Source organism: Mesorhizobium sp. B263B2A, assembly GCF_020165775.1.
Lineage (GTDB): Bacteria > Pseudomonadota > Alphaproteobacteria > Rhizobiales > Rhizobiaceae > Mesorhizobium > Mesorhizobium opportunistum.
Genome location: NZ_JAIUIU010000004.1, coordinates 111864 through 138118, shown reverse-complemented (window position 1 = coordinate 138118; position 26255 = coordinate 111864). Strand labels below are relative to the sequence as shown.

The window sequence follows — 26255 nt, the reverse complement described above, 5'->3', positions numbered from 1 at the left end:
TAGTCTAATGTTTTAAGACTTTCGACCTAAGCAGACCTTCATTTAGTGTAATAGGACCAGCCCTGTAAATTCGATATTACATTTTTATTTCAAGATTGAGACGAACCGGAAAACAGTGCGGCCCGATCGATGGCAGCCAATGCTGCAAGGCCAGGACGCCAGGCGGGCGACTAAATCCGATACCTGACCTGAAACCTTTGCCTGGCGTGCGGCGTTGAAAGGCAAAGGAGAACGCGGATGTCGATCCACTTCACGGTATCGGAACTGACAAGAAACCTTTTTCATTCCCTCGGGCTTGACCATGAGGGCGCGCCACGGCCGCTCAACGCCGAGCAGAACCTGTTGCTGGAGTGCTATCTGGCCGGGCAAATTCCGGAATCGGCCTGGAGCGACTACGTCTTCGAGACACCGGATTTGGCACGGCATGCCGAGGCGCGGCGCCTGAGCCATTGAGCCAAAAGCGCCGGGCCATTGAGCCGCTGATCTCGGAGGGGCCGGCTACGCGGAGGTGTAAAACCTGCCGGACAGTCTGCTTTTCGCGAGCCTTCCCTGACCCATGGCGTCAGGCATGGTCACCGTAAGGTCGTCGCGGGAACAGCTATTTACTTCGGGGAGACCGATTGCAACTGCTTCGGGGAAACCAATTGCAATGTGAACACCTTGCCGCCAATGCCCTGTGCCAGCGTCGCAGAGAAAGTCAGGGGCGTGCAATTCTTGACGGCCGCGGTGGCCGCGTCGATGAACGCCTGCCGCGCCTTGTCATCGCCGGCCACCTTGACGGCAGTCGCCCTTGGCGAACCGATCAGCGTGCCGTCGCGCTTGAAGCTGAAGCTCAGGGTTACGGTGGAATTCCCGGCATCCGCCGAGGGCGTCCAGCACGCCTGGATCGCGGCCCCGACATCAGCCATTGTATTGAGCGTCGCGGCCTGTAGCGGGAGAAGGGTCCCGACCAGCATTCCAACGGCGATCATCAGCCTTGCCGCGACGCACTTCATTGCAATCCCTCGATTTCACTGCCGGCCGGCATTCATGGCTGGACTGGCTGTAAGGGATGTTAGAGCCGACGTTGGCAATGACAATATCTTGCAGCAAAAGTTGATGCTTCGGCGTTGCCTGACTTTCGTGCCGCGATGCCCCGGCACCACCGCCCCAAAAAAAGCAAAAAGGCCGGCGCGGGGCCGACCTTTCCTTCCACCTCGGCGCCAGTACATCCGTGGTCGCGCGGTGAATTCCGGGCAGTAGACAGGGCTTTGGTTAACGAATCCCTAACCCCTGGCCTGCGACTTCACATGGGCGATATAGCCGCGCACGTCGCCGGCCGGCTCGGCGTAGGCCTTGCCGAGCTTCTTCTCGATCGCCGCCATGTACTCCTTCGTCCATCTGGGCAGCGCGTAGTCGATGACGGCCAGGAATTCGAGCGTCGCCGCCAGCCGGATGTCGGCGATCGACGGGTGCTTGCCGCCGATGAACGGCTTGCCGTCCCTGAAGAAGCTGTGGAAGACCTCCAACGGCTCGGCGATCGCGGCCATGGCTGCCTTCTGCGCTTCGGACTTCTTGTCGGGATGGGCGTCGCTGTGGCCGACCTCGCCGGCATAGTGCGGGAAGCCGAGCGCCGGATAGGTGGCGCGTGCCACATAGGGGTAGAGCGTACCGATCAGGTAGAACATGGCGCTGTCGACCATTGCCCGCTTGGCCGGCGCCGTGGGATAGAATTTCTCCAGCCCGTGCTTGTTGGCGAGATATTGCATGATGGCGCAGCTTTCCCAAAGCACGCCTCTGGGCAGCCCCTTGTCCTCGATCATCGGCGTCAGGTGCGCCGGATTGCGCGCCATATATTCGGGCGAGCGCGTGTGGCCCCAGGCGTCGGTCTCGGCGGCGTCGAATCCGGCCGCGCGCGCGAACACCCGCACCGTCATGTTGTTGACGCTCGGCTTCAGCATGCTGAGCTTCAGCCCCGGTTTCTTCGCCGGCTTGGCCTTGGCCTTCGCAGCGGGTTTTGCGGTGGCCTTTGCCGTCGGTTTCGCCGCTGCTTTGGCCCCCGCCTTTGGGGTCGCTTTTGCGGCCACCTTGGCCGCGGGTTTCTTCGCCTTCGTTGTCGCTGTCTTGGCCATTTGTTCCTCCCTCTGTGCCCGTTCAGTATGGGTTCTTCGGCGCCCGGTCATCCGACAGGGTTGCGCGCGAACGCTCGACGAGCGCCTGGATCGCATCGGCGAGATGCACTTCTGCGATGTTGTAGTCGCCGCGCGCGACCCGCAGCCTGTGCGCTTCCATCAGCACGTCGGCATGGGTGAAGCCGGCCGGCGGCTCGAAGCGATAGGAGGCGAGTTCGATCAGCAGCCCGAGCGGATCCTCGAAATAGATCGAATCCATGAAGCCGCGATCCTTGACGCCGCTGTGCTTGATACCGCGCTGGTCGAGCCGCGCGACCGCCTGCAGGAAGGTGACGCGCGACACCGAAAAGGCGATGTGATGGACACAACCCGTATCGGTCGGCGTGCGTCGCTTCTCCGGCGTGCGGCTTTCGTCGGTGAAGATGGTGATCAGCCGGCCATCGCCGGGATCGAAATAGAGATGACTCTCCTTGGGCTTGTCGAGATTGGGCTGCTCGAAGATGAACGGCATGCCGAGCACGCCCTCCCAGAAATCGATCGAGGTCTGGCGGCCGGCGCCAACCAGCGTGATGTGGTGGACACCCTGCGACTGCAGTTTCTGCATTGGCCCCTCCCGAGGCATCAGCTGCCCGTGCGGATCTGCCCGGCGCTCGGCGTTCTGCGCGCCACTCGAGCCGTGCCTCAAGACCCAGGAGGTGATGCTAATGCAATCGGCTCCGCCGCGCCAGAAGCGGCGAACCCTAATGTTGGCACGCCGGCGAAACCGTTCCTGGTTGTAAAAGCCAGGGAAACGTTTTTAAGGATTGCGGTTATCAGCCCTAGCCAAAGGCGGGCTCGTAGCGCCCTGGCCGAAACCGCGACTACGCGACGGCCCTGAGCTCGGCCGCCGCCAGCATCCCCACGCCGCCACATTCGGCGCATGCGATGGTCTTCCCCGGGCAGTTTGTCTGATGCGTCCCCTGCGGGCAGCAATGCCCTTTTGACGCAGACCATCTCGAGCAATCGAAAACCTTGCCGCCGCCATGGCAGCGCGAGCAAATCATCTTGACTGAGGACATCCCAACTCTACCCGACCCAAAGTCCGCCATCCGCGGACGCTACCCGCATGCCAAGTAACAGAGATCGTTACGCTTTCAAGCGTCGCGGCCTGACTTAAATTGGGTGGATTCGGCCATGCGGCCACCGGATTTTCGCGGGCTTTGCCGCTTCTTTCGGTGAACGCAACCCACACGGGTGCTTTGTCTGAATGTGACCCGAGACTGCGGGAAGAAGCGACGGAGCTGTTGTTGCGCCGGGACGGACCGCTGCACAGCAGTCTAAAAGCAAAAGGGGCCGGCATTGCGCTGGCCCTCCACTTCCACTTGGAGCGCGAGGTGGTCGCGAATACGCCAATGCTAGTCGAGAAATCTGATCTTCGTGAAGGACATCATCTCTCCCATCACGTTGCCGCCGTCATCGATCTGCTGCCCTTGTCCGACTGTAACGGTCACGCGTTTTCCCTTGTAGCGGGACGGCATCGCGGTTTGCTCGTTCCAGCTTCCGCACTCGGGAGCGGAACACAGGCCGACTTGCTCCTCCTTCTTGCGGTCGACAATGGTCAGATAGCAATTGTCGCCACATTCGAAACCTCGAATGGTGCCGGTGATCTTCCTGTCCTTGGAGAACGACGGACCGCACTGGGCGATCAGGGACGCGGAAATGAGGAGCGGCAAAGCCAATTGTTTCATGCAGCCAACTTGCTGCAACAGGCCGTATGGCGCAAGCATCGCATCTGGCAGAAAATCCTTGGTACGCCCAAGGGGAATCGAACCCCTGTTCCCGCCGTGAGAGGGCGGTGTCCTGACCGCTAGACGATGGGCGCGCTCAAGAACCGGCGATATAGGCTGACGGCTGGGAAAAAGCAACTGGGGTTTCGGCTGCTTTGCCGCATCGGACAAAAAGCAACGCGCACGTTACCGTTTGGGCTCGATCAGGTCCCAGAGATTGCCGTGCAGATCGGCGAAAACCGCCACCGTGCCATAGGGTTCGTAACGCGGCGCCTCGCGGAATTCGACGCCCTTCTCCAGCATCGCCGCGTGGTCGCGGGCGAAGTCGTCGGTTTCGAGAAAGAGAAAAACCCGGCCACCGGTCTGGTTGCCTATGCTTTTGCCTTGTGCCTCGTCGGAAGCCTCGGCCAGAAGCAGCCTGGCGCCCTGGCCGTTGGCCGGCGCCACCGTGACCCAGCGCTTGCCGCCGCCGAGATCGACATCCTCGACGAGATCAAAACCCAACCGACCGACATACCAGGCGATCGCCTCGTCATAGTTGGCGACGACCAGCGCAACGGTCGCGACGCGACGATGTTCGGCAAAATCCGTCATCTGTTGCGAATTGCAAAGCGGCCGATCAGGCGGCGCTCGGCGATATCGTAGATGAAGATGGCACGGCTGCCGTCGGTGAGCTCGGCATCGATGGAGACGCGGCTGCCGGACAGCGATTGGCTCACCACCTTGGCCCCGACCGGCAGCACGATGTCGCCGCTGGCAAGCTCGCCGGCGGGGGTCTGGATATCGCCGGCCAGCGGCGGGCTCGTCGGTGGCGCGTTGCGCGCTTTGTAGACAAGGGCGCCGATCACCACCATAAGGGCAAGAAACAGCAGGCCGAGATTGATGCCGACGAAACGGACGAGTTTCCTGCGCACCTTTTCGACTTCGGGGTCGAGCGGCTTTTCCTGATCTTCCTCGGCGGTTGGGCTGGCCATGGCAAAACATTCCGGAACGGTTTTTCAATGAGCGCTCATAGCGAAGAGGCCCCTCAATTGATAGAGGACCGATTGATGGAGGCACCCACCGTGCTTGTGACGGGCGCGGATGCGGCCGGCCAGCGCCTCGACCAGTGGCTGGCTGCCAGCCTTGGCCCGGACATGTCGCGCAGCCGCGTGCAGATGCTGATCCGGCAGGGCGCCGTTTCCATCAACGGCAAGCCGGTCGACGAAACCAAGCGCAAGATGCTTCCAGGTGAAAGCGTCTCGGTCGCCATGCCGGAGCCCGAGCCGGCCGAGCCGCAGGGCGAGAACATCGCGCTCGATGTGCTCTATGAAGATGACGCACTGATCGTCATCAACAAGCCGGCCGGGCTTGTCGTGCATCCCGGCGCCGGCAACTGGACCGGCACGCTGGTCAACGCGCTGATCCATCACTGCGGCGACAGCCTTTCCGGCATTGGCGGGGTGCGCCGGCCGGGCATCGTCCATCGCCTCGACAAGGAGACCAGCGGCGTCATGGTGGTGGCCAAGACCGACCGCGCCCACAAGGCCCTGTCGGAAGCCTTCGCCGATCATGGCCTGACCGGCGATCTCGAACGCGCCTATCTGGCTTTGGTCTGGGGCATCCCGCAACGGCCGACCGGAACGGTCGATGCGCCGCTTGGCCGCGCCGCCGACCGGGTGCGCCGCGCCGTGGTGCCGGAAGGTCGCGACGACGCCCGCCACGCCGTCACCCATTTTGCCGTCCAGGAGCGTTTTGGCGAGAAACAGCAGGAGTTCGCCACTGCAAGCCTGGTCGAATGCCGGCTGGAAACCGGCCGCACCCACCAGATACGTGTCCACATGGCCCATATCGGTCATCCGGTGATCGGCGACCCCGACTACGGCCAGGCCTTCCGCACCAAGGCCAACCGGCTGCCCGAACCGTTGAAAAGCCAGGTCAAGGCATTTTCCCGGCAGGCTTTGCATGCCTGGCTCCTTGCATTTCGTCATCCCGATACCCATCTAACGATGAGGTTCGAGGCGCCGATACCGAGGGACATGGAGGAACTCGTCGGCGGCTTTCGCAAGTTCTGAACCTGCCGACGACAGGCGTTGAGCCAGCCATCAAAAACCTGACTGACATTGTTCACTTCAACGTGACACACTGTTTCGTGTTGAACAAAAGCTGTCTTTTCTGGTTTTGTTCCTGTATAAGATCTCGTGTCGCGGGCGAGCCTTTGGTGCTCGCGTCACATGCCCGCCGCGTTTCGGGGGCATCACTCCAATAGAGAGGGGGCGCTATCATGGCCCAGTCACTACCCAGTATCGTTTCCGGCGAAGGCGGCCTCAGCCGCTACCTGGAAGAAATCCGCCGCTTTCCCATGCTTCAGCCGCAGGAAGAGTACATGCTCGCCAAGCGTTATGCCGAGCATGAAGACACGTCCGCCGCGCACAAGCTCGTCACCAGCCATTTGAGGCTCGTCGCCAAGATCGCCATGGGCTATCGCGGCTACGGCCTGCCGATCGGCGAAGTGATCTCGGAAGGCAATGTCGGCCTGATGCAGGCCGTCAAGAAATTCGAACCCGAGCGTGGCTTCCGCCTCGCGACCTACGCCATGTGGTGGATCAAGGCCTCGATCCAGGAGTACATCCTGCGCTCGTGGAGCCTGGTCAAGATGGGCACGACCGCCAACCAGAAGCGCCTGTTCTTCAACCTGCGCAAGGTGAAGGGCAAGATCCAGGCGCTGGATGACGGCGACCTCAAGCCCGACCAGATCGCCGAGATCGCCACGCGGCTCAACGTTTCCGAAGCCGAAGTGGTGTCGATGAACCGCCGCCTGTCTGGCGACGCCTCGCTCAACGCCCCGATCCGGGCGACGGAAGGCGAGTCCGGCGAATGGCAGGACTGGCTGGTCGACGACCACGAAAGCCAGGAAGAGATGCTGATCGAGCAGGACGAGCTGGAAAACCGGCGCGGCATGCTGTCGGGCGCTCTTGCCGTGCTCAACGATCGCGAGCGGCGCATCTTCGAGGCGCGTCGCCTCGCCGAGGAGCCGCTGACCCTGGAAGAGCTGTCGGCCGAGTTCGACATCAGCCGCGAACGCGTGCGCCAGATCGAGGTGCGCGCCTTCGAGAAGGTGCAGGATGCAGTCAAGGCCGCCGCCAAGCGCCAGATGCAGGCGCTGCGCACCATCGAGGCACAGCCGGCAGCGTAAAGCCGGGTTCGGCAACAAGATCAAAAGGCGGCGTCAGGAAACTGGCGCCGCTTTTTTATATTCGGCTGGCGGTTGGCGAAAACCGGGAGCATGGCCAATCTCCCCCCTTGCGGGGGAGATGTCCGGCAGGACAGAGGGGGGTGTGAAGGAACGCTACTTTCGGCGTCAGTCACCCAACCGAAAACTGAAGGCACAATTGGCTGACAGGTCGGAGGGACAGCACCCCCCTCTGCCCTGCCGGGCATCTCCCCCGCAGGTGGGGAGATCGGCAGTTTCACCGGCGGCGCCCGCCACAAAAATACCCGTCAAAGCCCATCCAGCGGAAATTTCAGATATCGCCGGCCATTGGCCTCCGGTTCCGGCAGCCGTCCGCCGTTCATGTTGACCTGCAGTGCATGCAGGATCAGCCTGGGCATCGGCAGGGACCGGTCACGCGCCTCGCGCAAGGCGACGAACTCGGCTTCGCTGTGCGCGGCGACGAGATGGATGTTCGTGGCCTTCTGCGCGGCCACCGTGCTTTCCCACAAGGGCTCGCGGCCGCCGGCCTGATAATCATGGCCGACGAAGACGCGCGTTTCATCAGGCAAAGCCAGGATGGCCTGGATCGAATGCCAGAGCCGCAAGGCGCTGCCGCCGGGAAAATCCGCCCGCGCCGTGCCGCTGTCGGGCATGAACAGCGTATCGTGGATGAAGGCGGCGTCGCCGACCACATAGGTGATCGACGCCAGCGTATGTCCAGGCGAGAACAGCACCTGGACCGGAAGGGTGCCGATCCGGAAGGTCTCGCCCTCCCCAAACAGCCTGTCCCACTGCGAGCCATCAGCAGGAAAATCCGGCCAGTTGTAGATTGCCTTCCACAGGTTCTGGACATCGACGACCCTGTCGCCGATCGCTGTCGGCGCCCCGGTCTTCTCCCTTAGGTAATGCGCGGCGGAGAAATGGTCGGCATGCGGGTGAGTGTCGAGGATCCACTCCAGCTCCAGCCCGTTTTCCCTCAGGAAATCGAGCAAGGCATCCGCGCTCTTCGTACCCGTTGCGCCGGATTTCTCGTCGAAGTCGAGGATCGGATCGATGATGGCGCAGCGCTTCGTGGCCGGATCGGCGACGATATACTGGATGGCCCCGGTCGGCTTGTCATAGAAGCCGCTGACCAATGGCCTGGCCAAAACCATGTCCAATTCCGGCTCCCTCAACTCCTCGGCCGGCAGGAATGATTTTCTCTGACGGCGCCTGAGAAGAGCATGGTTGTCCTCTCAGGCCGCCCAGTCAAGTATCGCTTCGCCCGAGGCGGCGAGAAACGCAAAAACCGTTCCCAGGCGCCCGGGGAGGTGCTCAGGCCGATGGCTGCTTGGTCTTCCGGAGATAGGGCAGGATGGTTTCGTAGGCGCCGAAACGCTTGATCGCATCCTCGTTGGAAACGGCGGCCGTGATGATGACGTCCTCGCCCTGCTTCCAGTTCGCCGGCGTCGCCACCTGGTGCTTGGCGGTCAGCTGCATGGAATCGACCGCGCGCAGGATCTCGTCGAAGTTGCGGCCCGTGGTCATCGGATAGGTCAGCACCAGCTTGATCTTCTTGTCCGGCCCGATGACATAGACGGAGCGCACCGTGGCGTTGTCGGCGGGCGTGCGGCCTTCCGACGTCTCGCCGGCACCGCCCGGCAGCATGTCGTAGAGCTTGGCGACCTTGAGGTCCTTGTCGCCGATCAGCGGATAGTTCACGGAATGGCCGGTCGCCGTCTTGATGTCGGCCTGCCATTTGTCGTGGCTCGCGACCGGATCGACCGAAATGCCGATGATCTTGACGTTGCGCTTCTTGAACTCGCCCTCGAGCCCCGCCATCGTGCCGAGCTCGGTCGTGCAGACCGGAGTAAAATTCTTCGGGTGGCTGAACAGGATCGCCCAGCCGTCGCCGATCCAGTCATGGAATTTGATCACCCCTTGGGTGGTCTCGGCGGTGAAGTCCGGTGCGATATCGTTGATACGAAGGCTCATGATCTATCCCTACCCCTGACAATGCCGCAAACCCGCTGCCGCAGCTCGACACCTTTTTAGCACTCCTGGCAGCGCCGACAAAATGCTTAAACCTGCCAGTTGCAGCGCTGGCGGCGAAAAAGATTCTGTCCTCGATGGAAATTGCGGCAGGATTTTCGGATGTCCGCCGAAGTCGAAGCTGTCTCTGCCGGAGACAGGTCTGTATGAAAGAACAGATCCGGCGCGCGATGCCGTTCAACCGCGACTTGCTCAGGCCTTGCCAACCGCCAGCGTCGCCGTGAGGTCTTCCATGCGCTGCGCCAGCGCGCCGAGCGCGTTGGTCAGCACGCTGTCGCTCTTGTCGGCCTTGGTCAGCGCCTCGTCGCGCGTCTTGCGCAAGGTCAGCACTTCGCTTTCCATGCCCTTGACACGTTTCTGCAGCTCGGAAAGCTCGTCCATCACCATGATCCCCGCCATCACGGTCAGCCGCTGGTCGCCGATCTCGCCGAACGAGTCCTTCAGGTGTGAAACATAGCGGTCGAAGCGTTCGGCAAGATCGATCAGATGCTCTTCCTGGCCCTCGTCGCAGGCCATGCGATACTGCTTGCCGTCGATTGAAACCGTGACCTGTGCCATCGGGCCAGCTCCTATCTGTCCAACACGGCGCGGATGGTTTCCATGGCGGTTACCAGCCGTCGCGAGACTTCCTTGTTGGCGTCTTCCAGCCGTTCGGCGCGTGCTTCGGAATTGTCGAGTTCCTGCGCCAGCCGCGAGCGATCGGCGTTCATCCGCTGCACCTCGGCCTCGGCTTCCGAGTAGTCGCGTTCGTGCTCAAGCTTGGCCGCGACGGCGTTTTCCAGCCCCTCCATGGCCTTGCCTAGCCTGGCGATCACTTCCTTGAGCGTGGTTTCCCCGGTCATGGCGTTCGTCCTGTGCCCTGCCCATCACCGAATCGTTCGCGTTCAGAACGCGTTATATCGGAAACATTAGGCACCGGGTGAAGGCGACGTCAACAAAGCTCTCGCGACTGTCCCCCGCTAACGCTAATGTTGGCCCGCCGCCGTCATCACAAGACCGGTAAATGTGCACCCGATTTGTTGACTAAAAGCCCGCGCCTGCTATGTGTCGCGCACCCTTTTCAAGGGCTCTCCCAAGCCCCCAACTCCCCACCATGGAGGAACCATGACGTCGCGTGAACAACATGACCGGATGGCCAACGCAATCCGTTTTCTCGCCATGGATGCCGTCGAGAAAGCCAATTCAGGTCATCCCGGCTTGCCCATGGGCTGCGCCGACATCGCCACCGTGCTGTTCACCCGTTTCCTGAAATATGATCCGAAGACCCCCCATTGGCCCGACCGCGACCGTTTCATCCTGTCAGCCGGCCATGGTTCGATGCTGCTCTATTCGCTGCTTCATCTGACCGGTTACGAGGACATGACCCTCGACCAGATCAAGCACTTCCGTCAGCTGGGCTGGAAGACGGCTGGCCATCCCGAATACGGCCATGCCACCGGTATCGAAACGACCACCGGCCCGCTCGGCCAGGGCCTCGCCAATTCGGTCGGCTTCGCGCTCGGCGAGCGCATCATGAATGCCGCCTTCGGCAACGACCTCGTCGACCACTACACCTACGTGCTGGCCGGCGACGGCTGCCTGATGGAAGGCGTTTCCCAGGAAGCCATCGCGCTGGCCGGGCATCTGAAGCTCAACAAGCTGATCGTCTTCTGGGACAACAACAACATCTCGATCGACGGCCCGGTCTCGCTCGCCGACAACACCGACCAGGTCGCCCGCTTCCAGGCCTCCGGCTGGAACGCCAGCCATATCGACGGCACCGATCCGGAAGCCATCGCCTACGCCATCGAGGCCGCCCGCCATTCCGACAAGCCGACGATGATCGCCTGCAAGACGACCATCGGATTTGGCGCACCGACCAAGGCCGGCACCAACAAGGCGCACGGCTCGCCGCTTGGCGCCGACGAGATCGCCGGCGCGCGCAAGTTCTTCAACTGGGACTCGCCCCCCTTCGAAATCCCGGCCGACATCCTCGAGGCCTGGCGCACCGCCGGCAAGGCCGGCGTCAAGGCACGCACCGATTGGGAAGGTCGCCTCGCCAAGGCCGACGCCAAGCTGAAGGCGGAGTTCGAGCGTCGCACCAGCGGCAAGCTGCCGTCCAATTTCGACGCCGTCATTGCCGACTACAAGAAGAAGCTCTCGGCCGAGAAGCCGAAGGTCGCCACCCGCAAGTCTTCGGAAATGGCGCTCGAAATCATCAATGGCGCCGTGCCCGAGACCATCGGTGGCTCCGCCGACCTCACCGGCTCCAACAACACCAAGACCAGCCAGACCAAGAACATCACGCCTGATGATTACGGCCAGCGTTATGTCCACTATGGCATCCGCGAGCACGGCATGGCGGCCGCCATCAATGGCCTGACGCTGCATGGCGGCCTCATCGCCTATGGCGGCACCTTCCTGTGTTTCTCCGACTATGCCCGCCCCTCGATGCGGCTCGCCTCGCTGATGGGCATCCGTTCGATCTTCGTCATGACCCATGATTCCATCGGTCTGGGCGAAGACGGCCCGACCCACCAGCCGGTCGAGCATATGGCGGCGCTGCGCGCCATCCCGAACCACAATGTCTTCCGTCCGGCCGACGCGGTGGAAACCGCCGAATGCTGGCAGATCGCTCTCGAATCCGAGAAAACGCCGTCGACCCTGGCGCTCACCCGCCAGAACCTGCCGACCGTGCGCACCGAGCACTCGGACAAGAACCTGAGCAGCCAGGGCGCCTACGAACTGGCCGCGGCCAGCGGCGAGGCGGCGGTGACGATCTTCGCCACAGGTTCCGAAGTCGAGGTCGCGCTTGGCGCCCGCGACTTGCTGGAGAAGCACGGCCACCCGACCCGCGTCGTGTCGGTGCCTTGCTTCGAGCTGTTCGACAAGCAGAGCGACGCCTATCGCAAGAAGACGATCGGCGACGCGCCGATCAAGATGGCGATCGAAGCCGGCATCCGCCAGGGCTGGGATCATCTCATCGGCTCCGACGGCATCTTCATCGGCATGACCGGCTTCGGCGCCTCGGGTACCATCGAGCAGCTCTATCCGCATTTCGGCATCACCGCCGAGGCGGCTGCCAAGGCGGCGGAAGCCCGCCTGCACGGCAAATAACCGATTGAAGTGCCGAGATCCACGAAACTGCATTTGCATTTCGTGGGCTGACCCAACCTAATCGATTTAAATCCATGCCTTGGATGGCTGGATTCTTCGGCCGTCCGCCGCTATGAAGCTGCGGACCAAATTACCTTCCAGCTCCCAGGGAGAGAAACATGACCGTCAGAGTTGCCATCAACGGATTCGGCCGCATCGGCCGCAACATCCTGCGCGCCATCCATGAATCCGGCCGCAGGGACATCGACGTCGTCGCCGTCAACGATCTCGGGCCGGTCGAGACCAACGCGCACCTGCTGCGCTACGACAGCGTGCACGGCCGCTTCCCGCACGAGGTGAGCGTCGATGGCGACCAGATCACCGTCGGCAAGGAAAAATTCAAGGTCACCGCGATCAAGGATCCGACGCAGCTGCCCTGGAAGGAACTCGGTGTCGACATCGCCCTCGAATGTACCGGCATCTTCACCGCCCGTGACAAGGCCGCCGCGCACCTCACCGCCGGCGCCAAGCGCGTGCTGGTGTCCGCACCCGCCGACGGCGCTGATCTCACCGTCGTCTACGGCATCAACCACGACAAGCTGACCAAGGACCACATCGTCATCTCGAACGCGTCCTGCACCACCAACTGCCTGGCGCCGCTGGCCGCCGTGCTGCACGAGACGGTCGGCATCGAAAAGGGCATGATGACGACGATCCATTCCTACACCGGCGACCAGCCGACGCTGGACACCATGCACAAGGACCTCTACCGCGCCCGCGCCGCCGCGCTGTCGCAGATCCCGACCTCGACCGGTGCCGCCAAGGCGATCGGCCTCGTGCTGCCCGACCTCAAGGGCAAGCTCGACGGCATCTCGATCCGCGTGCCGACCCCGAACGTCTCGGTCGTCGACTTCAAGTTCATCGCCAAGCGCGCAACCACGGTGCAGGAAATCAACGAAGCGGTGATCGCCGCCTCCAACGGCAAGCTCAAGGGCATTCTCGGCGTCACCCATCACCCGAATGTCTCGATCGACTTCAACCACGATCCGCGTTCCTCGATCATGGCGCTCGACCAGACCAAGGTGATGGACGGCAACTTCGTTTCGGTGCTGTCCTGGTACGACAATGAATGGGGTTTCTCCAACCGCATGGGCGACACCGCGGTCGCCTTCGGCAAGACCATCGCCTGATCGAAGGTCCGTCTTCGCAAGACCCTGAAACGCCCGGCTTCGCCCGGGCGTTTTTCATTTGCCGGAGCCGCAACGGCTAGTCGCCCGAAAATCAGCGGCTTCGGCCAAAAAACCACCCTCCCGCCTTGCACTGGCCATGCCTTCGCCCCACTCTCCGTTGAATCGGGAAAGCACTACAGCGCCGCGCGTCCTCGGACGCGCAAAGGACGCTGTAACACTTTGACTTGGCGCATGACTCTTTCCGAAATCGATCCCGATTTCGGGGTCATGCGTCAGGATTTCGAGGGGCAAATCACGGATGGAGCATGCGATCTATCTCGTCACGCTGGTCGGCACAGCGCTTGTCGTCGCCGCCGCGTTTTCGAGCCTGATCGCCTTCCGCTTCGGCGCCCCCCTCCTGCTTCTGTTTCTCTGCATCGGGCTCGCCACCGGAACCGACGGCCTCGGCATCGAGTTCGACAATGCCCGCGTCGCCTATTTTGCCGGCTCACTGGCACTGGCCGTCATCCTGTTCGATTCCGGTTTCGGCACGCCGCTCAATGCCTTGCGGCAGGCGGCGGGGCCGGCGCTGTCGCTGGCGACCTTCGGCGTGCTGCTCACCACTGGCCTGTTCGGGGCCGCCGCCCACTATCTGCTCGACCTCAGCTGGCTGGAATCCTTCCTGCTCGGGGCTGCCGTCGCGTCCACCGATGCGGCTGCGGTGTTCTTCCTGCTGCGCGCCGGCGAGATCAATTTGCGCGAGCGCGTGCGCTCCACGCTTGAGGTGGAATCCGGCACCAACGATCCGATCGCCATCTTCCTCACCATCACGCTGGTCGAGATCATCGCCGCCCACGCCAATCCCGAAACCAACGTCCTGGTCACCAACCTGATGCTGGGCTTCCTCGTCAACATGGGTCTCGGCGCCGTTGTCGGCGTGCTCGGCGGCCTCGGCATCGTGCGCCTCGTCGACCGGCTCAATCTCGACCACGGCCTGCTGCCGATCTTCGTGCTGACGCTATCGCTGATGGTTTTCGCCGCCGCTGGCGCCATCGGCGGCTCGGGCTTCCTGGCGGTCTATCTTGCCGGGCTCATCGCCGGCAATTCCGACATCCGCGCCGTCACCATCCTCAAGCGCTTCCAGGATGGCATGTCGTGGCTGGCACAGATCATCATGTTCCTGATCCTCGGCCTGTTCGCGACGCCCTCGCAGTTCCCGGCGATCATGCTGCCGGCGATAGCGCTTGGCCTGTTCCTGATGTTCATCGCCAGGCCGATCGCGGTCTGGCTCTGCCTGATCCCGTTCCGCTTGCCCCGCCCTGAAGTCGCCTTTGTCTCCTGGGTCGGCCTGCGCGGCGCGGTTTCAATCCTGCTGGCCATCACCCCGCTGCTTGGCGGGCTGGAGAACGGCCGCACCATCTTCAATGCCGCCTTCATCATCGTGCTTGTGTCGCTGGTCATCCAGGGCTGGACGGTTGGCCCGCTGGCACGTCGCCTTGGCCTCATCGTGCCGGCGCGCCTCGGCCCCCTGGACAAGGTCGAGCTGGAATTGCCGGGCTCCGCCCACCACGAGCTGCTCGCCTATCGCGTCGCACACGGCAGCCCGGTGGCACGCGGCGAGCGCATTCCGCGCTGGGCGCGGCCCTCGCTGGTGCTGCGCGACGGCCGCTCGATGCGCTTCCAGGACATGGGCCGGCTCGCCGCCGGCGACCAAGTCTACATCTTCGTGCCGGACCGCTATCCGCGCCTGCTCGACAAGCTGTTTGCCAGCCGCGCCGTCGTCGATCCCGAGGACGCCGATTTCTTCGGCGCCTTCGCCGTCGACCCGGCACGCTCGGCCGCCGAACTGGAAGCCGCTTATGCGCCAGGCCTGAGCGAAGCGGAGCAGAAGCAGACCGTCGGCGCGCTGGTCACCGCGCGGCTCGGCGGCCATGCCGAATATGCCGACCGTGTGCTGATCGGTCCGATCGAGCTGATCGTCAGGGATGTCGATGATAAGGGCAGGATCACCGGGCTGGGCCTCTCCTTCGAGCCCACCGCGCCGGTGGCGCGAGTGCCGGTCTTCCTCAGTGCCGGCGAGATCGTCGACCGCCTCGCCGCCTTCATCCGCGATTGGCGCAGACCGGTGGTACCGCAGGTGGCGGCAAAGACAGACGACGCCCCTGAGCCGCCGGTCGAAAAGGCAGCGACGGGAAGCTGACTGCGGCGCTCGTTTGCGTCTCCCTCATCTACGTCGGCGCTGTCTTCACGGACTGTGTGCCCGCCCGCCTCAAAATTTCGTCCCGAACCCAGCCCAAGCCTTGCATCGTAGCCGATGCGGGGTATGGTCCCGGCGATTTTTCGAGGAAAGGGATCGGCATGGCTGCCTTCAGGACACTGGACGACATCGGCAACATCAGCGGCAAGCGCGTGCTGGTGCGCGTCGACCTCAACGTTCCCGTCGCTGACGGCAAGGTCACCGACGCCACCCGCATCGAGCGCATCGCGCCGACCATCGCCGAGCTCACAGGCAAGGGCGCCAAGGTCATCCTGCTCGCCCATTTTGGTCGCCCCAAGGATGGCCCCTCTCCCGAATTCTCGCTGGAGCCGATCGCGAAAGCGACGGCAGGGGTGCTCGGCCGTCCCGTCGGCTTTGCCTCGGACTGCGTCGGCGACACGGCGGGAACCGCGGTCGCCGCCATGAACAAGGGGGACGTGCTGCTGCTCGAAAACACCCGCTTCTACAAGGCCGAGGAGAAGAACGATCCGGCCTTCACCGAGCGGCTCGCCGCCAATGGCGACATCTTCGTCAACGACGCCTTTTCGGCGGCGCACCGCGCCCACTCCTCGACGGAGGGGCTGGCACACCTGTTGCCGGCCTTCGCCGGCCGCACCATGCAGGCCGAGCTCGAAGCGCTGGAGAAGGGCCTGGGCAACCCGGTCCGTCCGGTCGTCGCCATCGTCGGCGGCGCCAAGGTCTCGACCAAGATCGACCTGTTGATGAACCTGGTGAAGAAGGTCGACGCGCTGGTCATCGGTGGCGGCATGGCCAACACCTTCCTCGCCGCGCGCGGCACCAATGTCGGCAAGTCGTTGTGCGAGCATGATTTGGCCGCGACCGCCAAGCAGATCATGATCGAGGCGGCCGAGGCCGGCTGCGCCATCATCCTGCCGGTCGACGGCGTCGTCGCCAAGGAATTCAAGGCGGGCGCGGCCTGCGAAACCGTCGCCATCTCGGAGGTGCCGGCCGACGGCATGATCCTCGATGTCGGCGAAAAGACCGTGACGGCCGTCGGCGAATGGATCGACCGCGCCGCGACGCTGGTCTGGAACGGCCCGCTCGGCGCCTTCGAGATCGCGCCCTTCGATCACGCCACGGTGGCCGCGGCCAAGCATGCCGCGGCGCGCACCAAGGCCGGCAAGCTGGTCTCCGTTGCCGGCGGCGGCGATACGGTGGCAGCGCTCAACCACGCCGGTGTCGCCGACGACTTCACCTATGTCTCGACCGCCGGCGGCGCGTTCCTGGAATGGATGGAAGGCAAGCCGCTGCCCGGCGTCGACGTGCTGAAGCGGTAGGCATTCCAGGAAAAACGGGCAATCCGATCAACTCGGCGAGAGCCGGAGAGGCGCCCGGGACTTTCAATCGATTCGAGCTTTCCGATGCCATTCCTTTGGCGGTAGACTTCCGTTAAGCGCGGAAGAACCCCTTTCAGGAGGAAGCACGATGAGCGAACGTCTCGAAGACATTGCCGCCGCGATGGTGGCGGGCGGCAAGGGCCTGCTGGCCGCCGATGAAAGCTCGGGCACGATCAAGAAGCGTTTCGACGTCATCGGCGTCGAATCGACCGCCGATAGCCGTCGCGACTACCGCGAGATGATGTTTCGAGCCAAGGACGCGATGACCAAGTATATTTCCGGCGTCATCCTCTACGACGAGACCATCCGCCAGAAGGCCGCCGACGGCACGCCGCTGGTCGACATCATCAAGGCTTCGGGCGCCATTCCCGGCATCAAGGTCGATGCGGGCGCCAAGCCGCTGGCCGGCTTTCCCGGCGACACCGTCACCGAGGGCCTCGATGGCCTGCGCGAGCGGCTTGCCGACTATTACAAGCTCGGCGCGCGCTTTGCCAAATGGCGCGCGGTGATCGACATCGATACCGGCAAGGGCGTGCCCTCGGCCAATTCGATCGCTGCGAACACCCATGCGCTCGCCCGCTATGCAGCGCTTTGCCAGGAAGCCGGCATCGTGCCGATCGTCGAGCCGGAAGTGCTGATGGACGGCGCCCACGACATCGACACCTGCTACGAGATATCGAAGGCGACGCTGATCAAGCTCTATGACGAACTGCATGCAGCCCGCGTCGTGCTCGAAGGCACCATCCTGAAGCCCAACATGGTCCTGTCGGGCAAGAAGTCAGGCACGGTGGACAGCCCTGAGGAAGTCGCCGAGAAGACCATAAAACTGTTCCGCCAGACGGTGCCCGCGGCGGTGCCGGGCATCGCCTTCCTTTCCGGCGGCCAGGAGGACGAGGAGGCGACCGCAAACCTCAGCGCGATCAACGCCATCGGTCCGCACCCGTGGAAGCTGACCTTCTCCTACGGCCGCGCGCTGCAGGCCGCCCCGCAGAAGGCCTGGAGCGGCAAGGCATCGAACGTCGCCGCCGGCCAGGCCGCCTTCACCCACCGCGCCCACATGAACCACCTTGCGGCGCTGGGTAAATGGAAAGCGAGCCTCGAACAGGCCGCCTGACCACATCTTTTTCGTCTTCCTTCAAACCCGGGCCGCCGCGCCCGGGTTTCGTTTGTGGCATGCCGGGCTTGGGACGGCGCGTCTCCGTCCTTATCTCCTCTGCGGCGATGTCGGTTTTCGCTCGTCCCGAACGTCCTTGGGATGCAGACAGGGAGAGATACATGCATCGCAACAAGGTCGTTTCACGCGAAGACTGGTTCCAGGCGCACAAGGCGCATCTGGCACGCGAGAAGGAACTGACGCGGCTGCGCGAGCGCCTCGCGGCCGAGCGGCGCGAGCTGCCGTGGCTGAAGATCAGGAAGGACTATGTTTTCGAGACCGGGCAAGGACCGAAGAAACTGGCCGACCTGTTTGGTGCCAACAGCCAGCTGATCGTCTACCACTTCATGTTCGGGCCGGGCTGCTCCCATCATTGCGAGGGCTGCTCCTTCCTTGCCGATCATATCGACGGCGCCAATCAGCACCTCAAGCACCACGACGTGTCGCTGGTCGTGATCTCGCGCGCGCCGCTGGCCGAGCTTGTGCCCTACAAGCAGCGCATGGGTTGGAAGTTCGACTGGGTGTCGTCCTATGCGTCGGATTTCAACTTCGACATGCAGGTCTCTTTCACCGACAGGCAGATCGCCGCCGGTGAAACCACCTACAATTTCGAGACCCGTCCCCGCACCTCGAAGGAACTCCCCGGCACCAGTGTTTTCTACAAGGACGAGAACGGCGACATCTTCCTCACTTTCACGTCGCGCGCCCGCGGCGGCGAGGCGCAGATCGGCGCTTACGACTATCTCGACATGACGCCGAAGGGCCGCAACGAGAACGGTCCCTATCACGGCCTGATGGACTGGGTGCGGCTGCATGACGAATATCAGGACGACCAGGCCGGCAAGTCCAACTGCTGCGACTGAAGGCGTTCACCTCGGCCCGAACATGCGCTAAGCCTTCCTGATCATTTCACGGTATCGCCATGCGCTTCCCGGCCCTTCTCACCTGGCTCGCCTACCCCGCCTATGTCTGGCAGGGCTTGGGCGTGCGCCGTCGCACCACCCGCATGCTGCCGGCGCAGGGGCCGGTCATGCATGAAATATCAGGCGAAGCACCTGCGATCTCGCTGCTGGTGCTGGGTGACTCCTCCGCCGCCTCGGTCGGCATCGGCAATTCCGAGGACGGGCTTGCCGCGCAGCTCGCCGTGCTGATCTCGCAGCGCACCGGCCGCACTGTCCGCTGGCGCGCCGCCGGCTTCAATTCGGCGACATCGGGCCAGATCCGCGACCTTGTCCTGCCCAACCTGTCGGCCGATCCTTGGACGCACATCGTGCTGGCCATCGGCACCAACGACACCAAGAACTTCCACTCGGTGCCGCGCTTCAAGAGGAGTTCGGCGGGCTGCTCTACGGCCTGCGCGCCAAATGGCCGGAGGCGCGCGTGGTGTGGTCGCCGGTGTTGGAGTTCACGCGGGCACCGGCGATGCCGTCGCTGCTTGGCAAAATCCTGGAAGTCCGCGCCACGGAGATGAACCGAATGGGCGAGCGCCTGTGCCTGGAGCGCGGCGCGGTGCCCGCACCTCGCCTGCCGATCACCGATCCCGAGGCCGGCTTTGCCTCGGATGGCTTCCACGCCTCGGAGGCCGGCTACCGGGCTTGGGCCGAGCATCCTGTCGGCCCAGTGATCGCCGGCTGAACGCCAACCGGGTAGGCTCTGTCTTGGCCGCCCTATGTCAAATGCCCGAGCACGGCGGCCAGCGAGATCGCGGCCATGGCGAGCAGCGCCAGCTTCCAGAAATCAGCCCGTCGCTTGAGCCCGGGCCAGCCGAGCGGCTTGATCAGCTGGATGACCATGAAGCCTATAATGACAAGGGCGAGGAATTTCGTCATGCCGCCTTTGACCAGCAACGTGGCTGGCTGTCAAAGCGGATCGTCCGGTCTCCGGGAAAGAACCGGCGCCGCGATCCCGAACCGGGACCCCCCCCCCGCCTTGAGCACGCAGCGGCCTATTTCAGCGGCTTCAGCCCAGCCTCGATCGAAGCGCGCCTTGCTTCGAGGAATGGCGGCAGGGCCAGGCTTTCGCCCAGCGTCTCCAGCGGCTCATCGGCGGTGAAGCCCGGCCCATCGGTGGCGATCTCGAACAGGATGCCGTTCGGCTCTCGGAAATAGAGCGAGCGGAAGTAATAGCGCTCGACCTCGCCGCTCGACGGCAGGCGGAATTCGGCCAGGCGCGCCGTCCACTGATGCAGCGTCTCCTGGTCCGGCGCCCTGAACGCAACGTGATGGACCGCACCGGCACCTTGCCTTGCCGGCGCGACACCTGGCTGCACCAGGACATGCAGCTCCGCCGCCGGCCCACCCTCGCCCATTTCAAAGACGTGAACCTGGCCTTCCGGCGACGCATACTCCCGCGCCTTGCGCATATTCATGACCCCAGTCACCACCGCCTCGGTGTTGGTGACGTCGGGGACACTGATGACGATCGGCCCGAGCCCGCGGATCTGGTGCTCGGCCGGAACCGGACTTTGCGCCCAGGGATGGCTGTCGCCCTTGCCGCCATCGCTGACCAGCCGCAGGCGCTGACCCTCGGGGTCTTCGAAATCCAGGCTGGCATAGCCGCCAATCTCGGCGATCTCTCCTGTCGCGATCGTCTCGTCGGTCAGGCGCTGTTTCCACCAGGCAAGGCTTTCCCGGCTGCCGACCCTGAGGCTGGTCCGCACGATGCTGTGCGTCCCGCGCCGCTCGCTCCCGACCGGCCAGTCGAAGAAGGTGAGGTCGGTGCCCGGCGTAGCCTCGCCGTCGGCGTAAAAAAGGTGGTAGGCCGAGGTGTCGTCTTGGTTCACCGTCTTCTTGACCAGCCGCAACCCCAGCACCTTCGTGTAGAAGTGAAGATTGCCGGGCGCGTTGGCCGTGATGGCGGTGAGATGGTGGATCCCTGTCAGTTGCAGGCTCATGGGGGGTCTCCCTGTTTTTTGGGGGAATTTTCTCCTTCCATATCGGAACGGCAGCCATGACGCTGAAGGCCTTGCACTCCGACAGTCCGTCGCCGCTGATTGAACAATGGCAGACTGATTTGCTCCTACTCAGTGAACAATCGACTGTCCGTAAGCTGGTCGGAGGCCGTGGTCCAAGGATCGCTCTCCGACGAGCCGCGCCCGTGCGCGCTATTGTCGTGCGCCCTGCCATCCTCCTGACAGACTGCTGTCAGGAGGGGTATGCGATACTGCCTCCAGTCAGAGAGAGGAGAATAGCCATGAACGGGTTTACCATTCTTCGCGGCGTGCAGCACTATGTCGGCAAGGTGCGGACCATGCGCAACGAAATCCGCACCCAGCGCTTCATGAATTCGCTGCCGGCGGACATCCGCAAGGATATCGGCTGGCCGGACATGTATGCCGACCGTCGCCATCGCGGCAATTGAGACAAGATTTTCGAGACAGCGTGTTGGACATGGGCGCGTCGATGCCCAGATATCAATGCACGTTTGCCCGAAAGTGGCTCGGTTTTGAGGCTGCGACATGCATGAAAACAAAGTCCGGCGCTAAAGGGATGGAGCGAGCTTATGCCTGATCGGAAGACAATCGGCTTTCTGTTCATCGAAGGCTTCGCCGACTGGGAATATGGCTTGCTGGCGGCATCGGCGGTGGAATGGTTCGGCGCCCGCGCCGTCTCGCTGACGCCTGAAGGCAAGCCGGTGACCGGAATCAGTGGCTTTCGGCTTACGCCCGACCGCTCGGCGGGCGTCGATGAGAATGCAGATCTCGATGCCGTCGCCGTGATCGGTTCCGATCAGTGGGCGGGCAAGGCACCGCCGGATGTCGCAGGACTGCTTACGGCCGTCGCGTCCCGCGACGGTGTCGTCGGCGGCATCTGCGCCGGGACGCTTGCGCTGGCCCGGGCCGGCCTGTTCGAGAAGGCCAAGCATACCAGCAATGGCCGCGACTGGATCAACCGCCACGAAGCCGGTTATGCCGGCGACATCAACTACCAGGACGTCACGCATGCCGTGGCCGACGGCAGGGTCGTGTCCGCGCCGGGTTCGGCGCCCGGCACCTTCGCCCTTGCCTTTTTGCAGACGCTCTACCCAGAAAAAGGCGGCGATCTCGCACAGATGCGGGGGCTGTTCGCCAGGGAGTATGCTGAAGCCTCCTGACAGTATGCTGTCAGGAGCTGCGTGCAATGGTGGGATAATGCGCATGGCCGGCCGAGAGGACGATCGATGAAAAGCTGGAACGACAGGCTGAACACGCCGGGCATAAATGGTGTGAAACCAACGCCGCGCACGATGGGAGACGTCGTCGAAGGCCAGCCGATGCTGGTGCCGACGGCGCGGCAGGTCGACGATTTCATCCGTTCCATTCCCCAAGGCGTCGAGATGGACGTGCGCGCATTGCGCACCGCGCTTGCCGTCGAACATGGCGCCGAAGTGACATGCCCGGTCACCATAGGCTATCATCTGCGCACCGTTGCCGAAGCCGCCAGGGAGGACCTCGAACGCGGCATGACGCTGAGCGACATCGCCCCGTTCTGGCGTGTGCTCGATGCGAAGACGCCGACAACGAAAAAACTGTCCTTTGGCGCGGAGTTCGTTGCCGCGCAGCGCAAGCGCGAAGGGCTGAAACCTTAATGCATGTCATTTGGAAGTGGATCCGGTCCAGGAGCCACTGCATGCATGGAGCAATTCCGGTGTGGAACGGTTTTCCGTCCGGAATTGCATCAAGACAAAGAGTTGGAGCAGGTCGCCGTTTCCATGAAACGGTGAACCGCTCTAGGAAAAACACTGGGGAAGCAAACGATGCGCCGCGCCGACAGGCTCTTTCAGATCGTGCAGCATCTGCGTGGTGGCCGTCTGGTCACCGCCCAGAAGCTCGGCACGTGGCTCGAGGTTTCCGAGCGAACGATTTATCGCGACATAGCCGACCTGCAGTCGACCGGGGTGCCGATCGACGGCGAGGCTGGCGTTGGCTACATGATGAGGGAGGGTTTCGACCTTCCGCCGCTGATGTTCACGCGTGACGAGATCGTGGCGCTGGTTGCCGGTGCGCGCATGGTGCGCGCCTTCGGCGGCGCCGCCATGGCGCGTGCCGCCGACGAGGCGCTGGTCAAGATCGGCGCCGTGCTTCCCGATGCCGAGAAGGACCGCATTGCCCGCACCGAGATCCACACGCCGATGTGGGTGGTCAGCGACGCCGCCCGCGAGGCGATCGACCTGATCGAGCGCGCGGTGGAAAAGCGCCAGGTGCTGACCATCGACTATTCGGACGAGGCAGGGCGCGGCACCGCGCGCGACATCCGGCCGCTCGGCCTGTGGTTCTGGGGCAAGGTGTGGACGCTGGTCGCCTGGTGCGAGATGCGCGACGACTTCCGCGCCTTCCGCATCGACCGCATTGCCTCGGTGGTCATCGCCGGCCGCATCTTCAAGCCGGAGCGCGGCAAGCAGCTCGCCGACTTCTACCGCGCGGTGGAACGCAGCGAGGACTACGGCATGGCGCCGGATCGCGCGGCGCGAAACTGACAAAAAAGCCCGCTCGAAGCGGGCTTTCTGTCGTCACGTTGCGGGCGCTCATTCCTCGTCGTCGGAATGCTCGTCCTTCGACTTCAGTGCCGAGAGCTTGGCGAACACGGCGTTGGCGTCGAGTTCGGCGTCCTCGTCCTTCGGCTTCTCCGGGGCCGGCACCAGCCGCTCGGTCAGGGCCGCCGGCAGCAGCGTGTCGCCGACCGGCTGCGCCTGTTCGCGGCCACGCGAAGCGCGGTTGACTTCCATGTCGAGGTCGATCTGCGAGGCAAGGCCCAGCGTCACCGGGTCCATCGGCTGCAGGTTGGCGGAGTTCCAGTGCTTGCGTTCGCGGATCTGCTCGATCGTCGACTTGGTGGTGCCGACGAGGCGCGAAATCTGCGCGTCCTTGAGTTCGGGGTGGTTGCGCACCAGCCATAGGATGGCATTCGGCCGATCCTGGCGCTTCGACAGCGGCGTATAGCGCGGGCCTTTGCGCTTGGATTCGGGCACGCGAACCTTGGGGTCCGAAAGCTTCAGCCGATGGTTGGCATCCTTCTCGGCGCGCGCGATCTCGTCGCGGGTCAGCTGGCCGGTCATGATCGGGTCCATGCCCTTGATGCCTTGCGCCGATTCGCCATCGGCGATTGCCTTGACCTCGAGCGGATGCAGCCCACAGAACTGCGCGATCTGCTCGAAGGAGAGCGCGGTGTTGTCGACCAGCCAGACGGCGGTCGCCTTGGGCATCAGCAGCGTATTGGCCATTTTTAAAAATCCTTCTCGTTCGCCCGCGTTCCCGCGCGGGCGGTGGTTTAGAGCCACCAAAATGGGAAATTCGCGGCCTGTATAACCGTTCCCTGCCTGTTTCGCAACGTTTTTGGATACACTCGCCGGAAACCGCGAACTGGAGGCTAACGGAACGGCTCGGCGCCCTTGAGCAGCGCCACCGGCTGGCTCTGCTGGCGCGTTTCGGTCTTGGCGCCACCACGCCGTCACGCGGCAACCGCCTGCCAAAGTGTCATGCCGAAAACTGAGGTCAAGCCTGCCGCCGCCGATATCGCAAAACGGCTGGCCGGCCGCTTTCTCGGCCCCAAAAGACAAAACCCGCCGGACAGTGTCCAGCGGGTTCGGAACCGGAGACGGGTAACGTCTCGACGGCTCTACTTCCAGGCGTAGGCCCGGCCCTGTGGCCGGGTCACGCTTTGAAGTCAGATCGCCTGACGGGCGATCCGTTCGATGTCGCCACGGTTGATGCCGAGGTCGCTGAGCTGACGCGCGTTGAGGCGGTTCAGTTCACGCACGGTCTCATTGTACATACGCCAGTTACGGAAAGCGCGGATCGGGTTCATGGTAGTCCTCCAAATGGGGTGTTCGTTTCAATGATGCTCAAATAGTCATCATCGAGGGCGACTTGAATGGCTGATTTTGCATAGCAATGATGCAAATGCTGCATTGCACCATTAAGGTTCTGTTCATCTTGTAGGCAAGCGCGTGCCGCGCTGACTCAGGACGCAGAGATACCGTCAGGCCGGCATCACCGAATGTCGATACGCCCTAGTGCATGTCGCCCAAAAACGACCCCGGTTTTGGGAGAACGACATGCATAAAAACAAAGACCTAGCCAACGTCGAGCACGATCTTGCCGATATGCTCGCCCTCTTCCATCCGTTCGTGCGCGCGCCAGGCTTCGCTGAGCGGGAAGATCATGTCCATGACGGGAGCAACCTTGCGTGTGCCAAGCAGGGGCCACACCTGCGCTTCGAGCGCCGCCGCGATCGCCGCCTTGAATTCGACGGTGCGCGGCCGCAGCGTCGAACCCGTATGGGTCAGCCGCTTGACCATGATTTTCGAAAAATCGGCGCTGGCGATGGCGCCGGCCTGCACGGCGATCTGGACGATGCGGCCCTCGACCGCCGCGGCCTCGTAGTTCCGCTGGACATAATCGCCGCCGACCATGTCGAGGATGACATTGGCGCCCTTGCCATCCGTCGCCTCCTTGACCGCCATGACGAAATCCTCCTCGCGATAGTTGATCGCCCGGTCGGCGCCGAGCTTCAGACAGGCGTCGCACTTCTCCTTGCTGCCGGCAGTGGTGACGACATAGGCACCGAAGGCCGAGGCAAGCTGGATCGCCGTGGTGCCGATGCCGGACGAGCCGCCATGCACAAGCAGTGTCTCGCCCTTTTTCAGGCCGCCGCGTTCGAACACATTGTGCCAGACGGTGAAGTAATTCTCCGGCACCGCCGCCGCTTCGGTGTGGGTGAAGCCGGCCGGCAGCGGCAGCACACTGCCGGCATGGACCTTGACATATTCCGCGTAGCCGCCGCCCGGCGTCAGCGCACAGACCCGGTCGCCGATGCGCCAGCGCGATATCTCGTCGCCAAGGGCGGCGACTTCACCCGACGCCTCCAGGCCCGGCAGGTCCGATGCGCCGGGCGGCGGCGGATAGGCGCCCTTGCGCTGCTGCACGTCGGGCCGGTTGACGCCGGCGGCATGCACCTTGATCAGGATCTCGCCGGGACCGGGCTGCGGCACGTCGCGCATTTCCGGCTTCAGCACCCGTGGGCCGCCCGGCTCCGAAATCGCGATCGCCGTCATCCTTGCCGGAATTTTCTGTCCGCTCGCCATGAAGTTTCCCGTCTTTCCTCGCCGCATTCTTACCGGCTGTTTGCATCGACACCCCTGCCCTATGTATGCTCATTGCCAAAT

At 63.4% G+C, this 26255-nt stretch carries 28 protein-coding genes, 1 tRNA gene and 1 pseudogene; 14 read left to right on the top strand and 16 right to left on the bottom strand.

What is annotated here, in order from left to right:
• The first annotated feature begins 237 nt into the window (after positions 1–237).
• Positions 238–453, top strand: a complete 216-nt coding sequence (locus LB568_RS09925) for a hypothetical protein (protein ID WP_023776891.1) — start codon at positions 238–240, stop codon at positions 451–453.
• Between the two features lie 149 nt (positions 454–602).
• On the opposite strand, the gene LB568_RS09920 is transcribed toward LB568_RS09925, so the two are convergent.
• The 7 genes from LB568_RS09920 to LB568_RS09890 all read right to left on the bottom strand — a co-directional run bounded on the left by LB568_RS09920 (position 603) and on the right by LB568_RS09890 (position 4851).
• Positions 603–995 carry a hypothetical protein gene (locus tag LB568_RS09920; protein ID WP_140573312.1) on the bottom strand — a complete coding sequence of 131 codons (393 nt, stop codon included), beginning with the start codon at positions 993–995 and terminating at the stop codon, positions 603–605.
• A gap of 270 nt (positions 996–1265) precedes the next feature.
• Positions 1266–2111, bottom strand: coding sequence for a glutathione S-transferase family protein (locus tag LB568_RS09915; RefSeq protein WP_140573313.1), 846 nt, complete (start codon positions 2109–2111; stop codon positions 1266–1268).
• 22 nt (positions 2112–2133) lie between these two features.
• The gene (locus LB568_RS09910) at positions 2134–2715 is read right to left on the bottom strand and encodes a VOC family protein (protein ID WP_013892644.1); all 582 of its coding nucleotides are present in this window, start codon (positions 2713–2715) and stop codon (positions 2134–2136) included.
• Positions 2716–3505: 790 nt separating this feature from the next.
• Positions 3506–3877 (bottom strand): hypothetical protein, encoded by a 372-nt coding sequence (locus tag LB568_RS09905; RefSeq protein WP_013892642.1) that lies wholly within the window; start codon positions 3875–3877, stop codon positions 3506–3508.
• A 20-nt stretch (positions 3878–3897) separates the two neighbouring features.
• Positions 3898–3972 (bottom strand) — tRNA-Glu (locus LB568_RS09900).
• Between the two features lie 91 nt (positions 3973–4063).
• Entirely contained in the window at positions 4064–4471 is a 408-nt protein-coding gene (locus LB568_RS09895; RefSeq protein WP_013892641.1) for a VOC family protein, read from the bottom strand.
• Positions 4468–4851 carry a hypothetical protein gene (locus LB568_RS09890; RefSeq protein WP_013892640.1) on the bottom strand — a complete coding sequence of 128 codons (384 nt, stop codon included), beginning with the start codon at positions 4849–4851 and terminating at the stop codon, positions 4468–4470. Before LB568_RS09890 ends, LB568_RS09895 begins: the two co-directional genes overlap by 4 nt.
• 27 nt (positions 4852–4878) lie before the next feature.
• Here LB568_RS09890 and LB568_RS09885 point away from each other — a divergent pair, with 27 nt between their 5' ends.
• Positions 4879–5931, top strand: a complete 1053-nt coding sequence (locus LB568_RS09885; RefSeq protein ID WP_041164022.1) for an RluA family pseudouridine synthase — start codon at positions 4879–4881, stop codon at positions 5929–5931.
• Positions 5932–6140: 209 nt separating this feature from the next.
• Positions 6141–7052: an RNA polymerase sigma factor RpoH gene (gene rpoH / locus LB568_RS09880; protein ID WP_013892638.1), complete on the top strand. Its 912-nt coding sequence runs from the start codon at positions 6141–6143 to the stop codon at positions 7050–7052.
• A 305-nt stretch (positions 7053–7357) separates the two neighbouring features.
• On the opposite strand, the gene LB568_RS09875 is transcribed toward rpoH, so the two are convergent.
• From LB568_RS09875 to LB568_RS09860, 4 genes are all read right to left on the bottom strand, one after another.
• Positions 7358–8224 (bottom strand): MBL fold metallo-hydrolase, encoded by an 867-nt coding sequence (locus LB568_RS09875; RefSeq protein WP_224730105.1) that lies wholly within the window; start codon positions 8222–8224, stop codon positions 7358–7360.
• Positions 8225–8384: 160 nt separating this feature from the next.
• Positions 8385–9044 (bottom strand): peroxiredoxin, encoded by a 660-nt coding sequence (locus LB568_RS09870; protein ID WP_013892636.1) that lies wholly within the window; start codon positions 9042–9044, stop codon positions 8385–8387.
• A gap of 249 nt (positions 9045–9293) precedes the next feature.
• The gene (locus tag LB568_RS09865) at positions 9294–9659 is read right to left on the bottom strand and encodes a cell division protein ZapA (protein WP_140573331.1); all 366 of its coding nucleotides are present in this window, start codon (positions 9657–9659) and stop codon (positions 9294–9296) included.
• A gap of 11 nt (positions 9660–9670) precedes the next feature.
• On the bottom strand, positions 9671–9943 hold the full coding sequence (locus LB568_RS09860; protein WP_023763725.1) for a DUF4164 domain-containing protein: 273 nt from the start codon (positions 9941–9943) through the stop codon (positions 9671–9673).
• A 262-nt stretch (positions 9944–10205) separates the two neighbouring features.
• Between LB568_RS09860 and tkt the strand changes: the two genes are divergently transcribed.
• From tkt to LB568_RS09825, 7 genes and pseudogenes are all read left to right on the top strand, one after another.
• Positions 10206–12197, top strand: coding sequence for a transketolase (tkt, locus tag LB568_RS09855; protein WP_224729997.1), 1992 nt, complete (start codon positions 10206–10208; stop codon positions 12195–12197).
• A 158-nt stretch (positions 12198–12355) separates the two neighbouring features.
• Positions 12356–13366 (top strand): type I glyceraldehyde-3-phosphate dehydrogenase, encoded by a 1011-nt coding sequence (gene gap, locus LB568_RS09850; protein ID WP_224729996.1) that lies wholly within the window; start codon positions 12356–12358, stop codon positions 13364–13366.
• Positions 13367–13664: 298 nt separating this feature from the next.
• Positions 13665–15545, top strand: a complete 1881-nt coding sequence (locus tag LB568_RS09845; RefSeq protein ID WP_140573334.1) for a potassium/proton antiporter — start codon at positions 13665–13667, stop codon at positions 15543–15545.
• A 158-nt stretch (positions 15546–15703) separates the two neighbouring features.
• Entirely contained in the window at positions 15704–16900 is a 1197-nt protein-coding gene (locus LB568_RS09840) for a phosphoglycerate kinase (protein WP_224729995.1), read from the top strand.
• Positions 16901–17048: 148 nt separating this feature from the next.
• Positions 17049–18074: a class I fructose-bisphosphate aldolase gene (locus tag LB568_RS09835; RefSeq protein WP_224729994.1), complete on the top strand. Its 1026-nt coding sequence runs from the start codon at positions 17049–17051 to the stop codon at positions 18072–18074.
• A 161-nt stretch (positions 18075–18235) separates the two neighbouring features.
• Positions 18236–18976: a DUF899 domain-containing protein gene (locus tag LB568_RS09830; protein ID WP_224729993.1), complete on the top strand. Its 741-nt coding sequence runs from the start codon at positions 18236–18238 to the stop codon at positions 18974–18976.
• Between the two features lie 59 nt (positions 18977–19035).
• Positions 19036–19748 (top strand): annotated as a pseudogene (locus LB568_RS09825) (SGNH/GDSL hydrolase family protein).
• Between the two features lie 32 nt (positions 19749–19780).
• On the opposite strand, the gene LB568_RS09820 reads toward LB568_RS09825, so the two are convergent.
• On the bottom strand, positions 19781–19942 hold the full coding sequence (locus tag LB568_RS09820) for a hypothetical protein (protein ID WP_023763718.1): 162 nt from the start codon (positions 19940–19942) through the stop codon (positions 19781–19783).
• Between the two features lie 116 nt (positions 19943–20058).
• On the bottom strand, positions 20059–21006 hold the full coding sequence (locus LB568_RS09815) for a ring-cleaving dioxygenase (RefSeq protein WP_224729992.1): 948 nt from the start codon (positions 21004–21006) through the stop codon (positions 20059–20061).
• 299 nt (positions 21007–21305) lie between these two features.
• Here LB568_RS09815 and LB568_RS09810 point away from each other — a divergent pair, with 299 nt between their 5' ends.
• The 4 genes from LB568_RS09810 to LB568_RS09795 all read left to right on the top strand — a co-directional run bounded on the left by LB568_RS09810 (position 21306) and on the right by LB568_RS09795 (position 23567).
• A complete protein-coding gene (locus LB568_RS09810) occupies positions 21306–21473 on the top strand; it encodes a hypothetical protein (protein WP_013892624.1) in 168 nt (55 codons plus the stop codon).
• 141 nt (positions 21474–21614) lie between these two features.
• Positions 21615–22205: a DJ-1/PfpI family protein gene (locus LB568_RS09805; RefSeq protein WP_224729991.1), complete on the top strand. Its 591-nt coding sequence runs from the start codon at positions 21615–21617 to the stop codon at positions 22203–22205.
• Positions 22206–22271: 66 nt separating this feature from the next.
• Entirely contained in the window at positions 22272–22679 is a 408-nt protein-coding gene (locus LB568_RS09800; protein WP_013892622.1) for a hypothetical protein, read from the top strand.
• A gap of 168 nt (positions 22680–22847) precedes the next feature.
• Complete coding sequence (locus tag LB568_RS09795; protein WP_013892621.1) at positions 22848–23567, top strand: helix-turn-helix transcriptional regulator; 720 nt, start codon at positions 22848–22850, stop codon at positions 23565–23567.
• 48 nt (positions 23568–23615) lie between these two features.
• Here LB568_RS09795 and LB568_RS09790 read toward each other — a convergent pair whose 3' ends face one another.
• From LB568_RS09790 to LB568_RS09780, 3 genes are all read right to left on the bottom strand, one after another.
• Positions 23616–24311, bottom strand: a complete 696-nt coding sequence (locus LB568_RS09790) for a DUF1013 domain-containing protein (RefSeq protein ID WP_224729990.1) — start codon at positions 24309–24311, stop codon at positions 23616–23618.
• 443 nt (positions 24312–24754) lie between these two features.
• Positions 24755–24895, bottom strand: coding sequence for a DUF1127 domain-containing protein (locus LB568_RS09785; protein ID WP_013892619.1), 141 nt, complete (start codon positions 24893–24895; stop codon positions 24755–24757).
• A 268-nt stretch (positions 24896–25163) separates the two neighbouring features.
• Positions 25164–26174, bottom strand: a complete 1011-nt coding sequence (locus tag LB568_RS09780) for an NAD(P)H-quinone oxidoreductase (protein ID WP_224729989.1) — start codon at positions 26172–26174, stop codon at positions 25164–25166.
• Between the last annotated feature and the right edge of the window lie 81 nt (positions 26175–26255).

Coding starts and splice junctions, on each gene's coding strand:
- LB568_RS09925 (WP_023776891.1), top strand. CDS start 238: ATGTCGATCCACTTCACGGTATCGGAACTGACAAGAAACCTTTTTCAT.
- LB568_RS09920 (WP_140573312.1), bottom strand. CDS start 995: ATGAAGTGCGTCGCGGCAAGGCTGATGATCGCCGTTGGAATGCTGGTC.
- LB568_RS09915 (WP_140573313.1), bottom strand. CDS start 2,111: ATGGCCAAGACAGCGACAACGAAGGCGAAGAAACCCGCGGCCAAGGTG.
- LB568_RS09910 (WP_013892644.1), bottom strand. CDS start 2,715: ATGCAGAAACTGCAGTCGCAGGGTGTCCACCACATCACGCTGGTTGGC.
- LB568_RS09905 (WP_013892642.1), bottom strand. CDS start 3,877: ATGCTTGCGCCATACGGCCTGTTGCAGCAAGTTGGCTGCATGAAACAA.
- LB568_RS09895 (WP_013892641.1), bottom strand. CDS start 4,471: ATGACGGATTTTGCCGAACATCGTCGCGTCGCGACCGTTGCGCTGGTC.
- LB568_RS09890 (WP_013892640.1), bottom strand. CDS start 4,851: ATGGCCAGCCCAACCGCCGAGGAAGATCAGGAAAAGCCGCTCGACCCC.
- LB568_RS09885 (WP_041164022.1), top strand. CDS start 4,879: ATGAGCGCTCATAGCGAAGAGGCCCCTCAATTGATAGAGGACCGATTG.
- rpoH (WP_013892638.1), top strand. CDS start 6,141: ATGGCCCAGTCACTACCCAGTATCGTTTCCGGCGAAGGCGGCCTCAGC.
- LB568_RS09875 (WP_224730105.1), bottom strand. CDS start 8,224: ATGGTTTTGGCCAGGCCATTGGTCAGCGGCTTCTATGACAAGCCGACC.
- LB568_RS09870 (WP_013892636.1), bottom strand. CDS start 9,044: ATGAGCCTTCGTATCAACGATATCGCACCGGACTTCACCGCCGAGACC.
- LB568_RS09865 (WP_140573331.1), bottom strand. CDS start 9,659: ATGGCACAGGTCACGGTTTCAATCGACGGCAAGCAGTATCGCATGGCC.
- LB568_RS09860 (WP_023763725.1), bottom strand. CDS start 9,943: ATGACCGGGGAAACCACGCTCAAGGAAGTGATCGCCAGGCTAGGCAAG.
- tkt (WP_224729997.1), top strand. CDS start 10,206: ATGACGTCGCGTGAACAACATGACCGGATGGCCAACGCAATCCGTTTT.
- gap (WP_224729996.1), top strand. CDS start 12,356: ATGACCGTCAGAGTTGCCATCAACGGATTCGGCCGCATCGGCCGCAAC.
- LB568_RS09845 (WP_140573334.1), top strand. CDS start 13,665: ATGGAGCATGCGATCTATCTCGTCACGCTGGTCGGCACAGCGCTTGTC.
- LB568_RS09840 (WP_224729995.1), top strand. CDS start 15,704: ATGGCTGCCTTCAGGACACTGGACGACATCGGCAACATCAGCGGCAAG.
- LB568_RS09835 (WP_224729994.1), top strand. CDS start 17,049: ATGAGCGAACGTCTCGAAGACATTGCCGCCGCGATGGTGGCGGGCGGC.
- LB568_RS09830 (WP_224729993.1), top strand. CDS start 18,236: ATGCATCGCAACAAGGTCGTTTCACGCGAAGACTGGTTCCAGGCGCAC.
- LB568_RS09820 (WP_023763718.1), bottom strand. CDS start 19,942: ATGACGAAATTCCTCGCCCTTGTCATTATAGGCTTCATGGTCATCCAG.
- LB568_RS09815 (WP_224729992.1), bottom strand. CDS start 21,006: ATGAGCCTGCAACTGACAGGGATCCACCATCTCACCGCCATCACGGCC.
- LB568_RS09810 (WP_013892624.1), top strand. CDS start 21,306: ATGAACGGGTTTACCATTCTTCGCGGCGTGCAGCACTATGTCGGCAAG.
- LB568_RS09805 (WP_224729991.1), top strand. CDS start 21,615: ATGCCTGATCGGAAGACAATCGGCTTTCTGTTCATCGAAGGCTTCGCC.
- LB568_RS09800 (WP_013892622.1), top strand. CDS start 22,272: ATGAAAAGCTGGAACGACAGGCTGAACACGCCGGGCATAAATGGTGTG.
- LB568_RS09795 (WP_013892621.1), top strand. CDS start 22,848: ATGCGCCGCGCCGACAGGCTCTTTCAGATCGTGCAGCATCTGCGTGGT.
- LB568_RS09790 (WP_224729990.1), bottom strand. CDS start 24,311: ATGGCCAATACGCTGCTGATGCCCAAGGCGACCGCCGTCTGGCTGGTC.
- LB568_RS09785 (WP_013892619.1), bottom strand. CDS start 24,895: ATGAACCCGATCCGCGCTTTCCGTAACTGGCGTATGTACAATGAGACC.
- LB568_RS09780 (WP_224729989.1), bottom strand. CDS start 26,174: ATGGCGAGCGGACAGAAAATTCCGGCAAGGATGACGGCGATCGCGATT.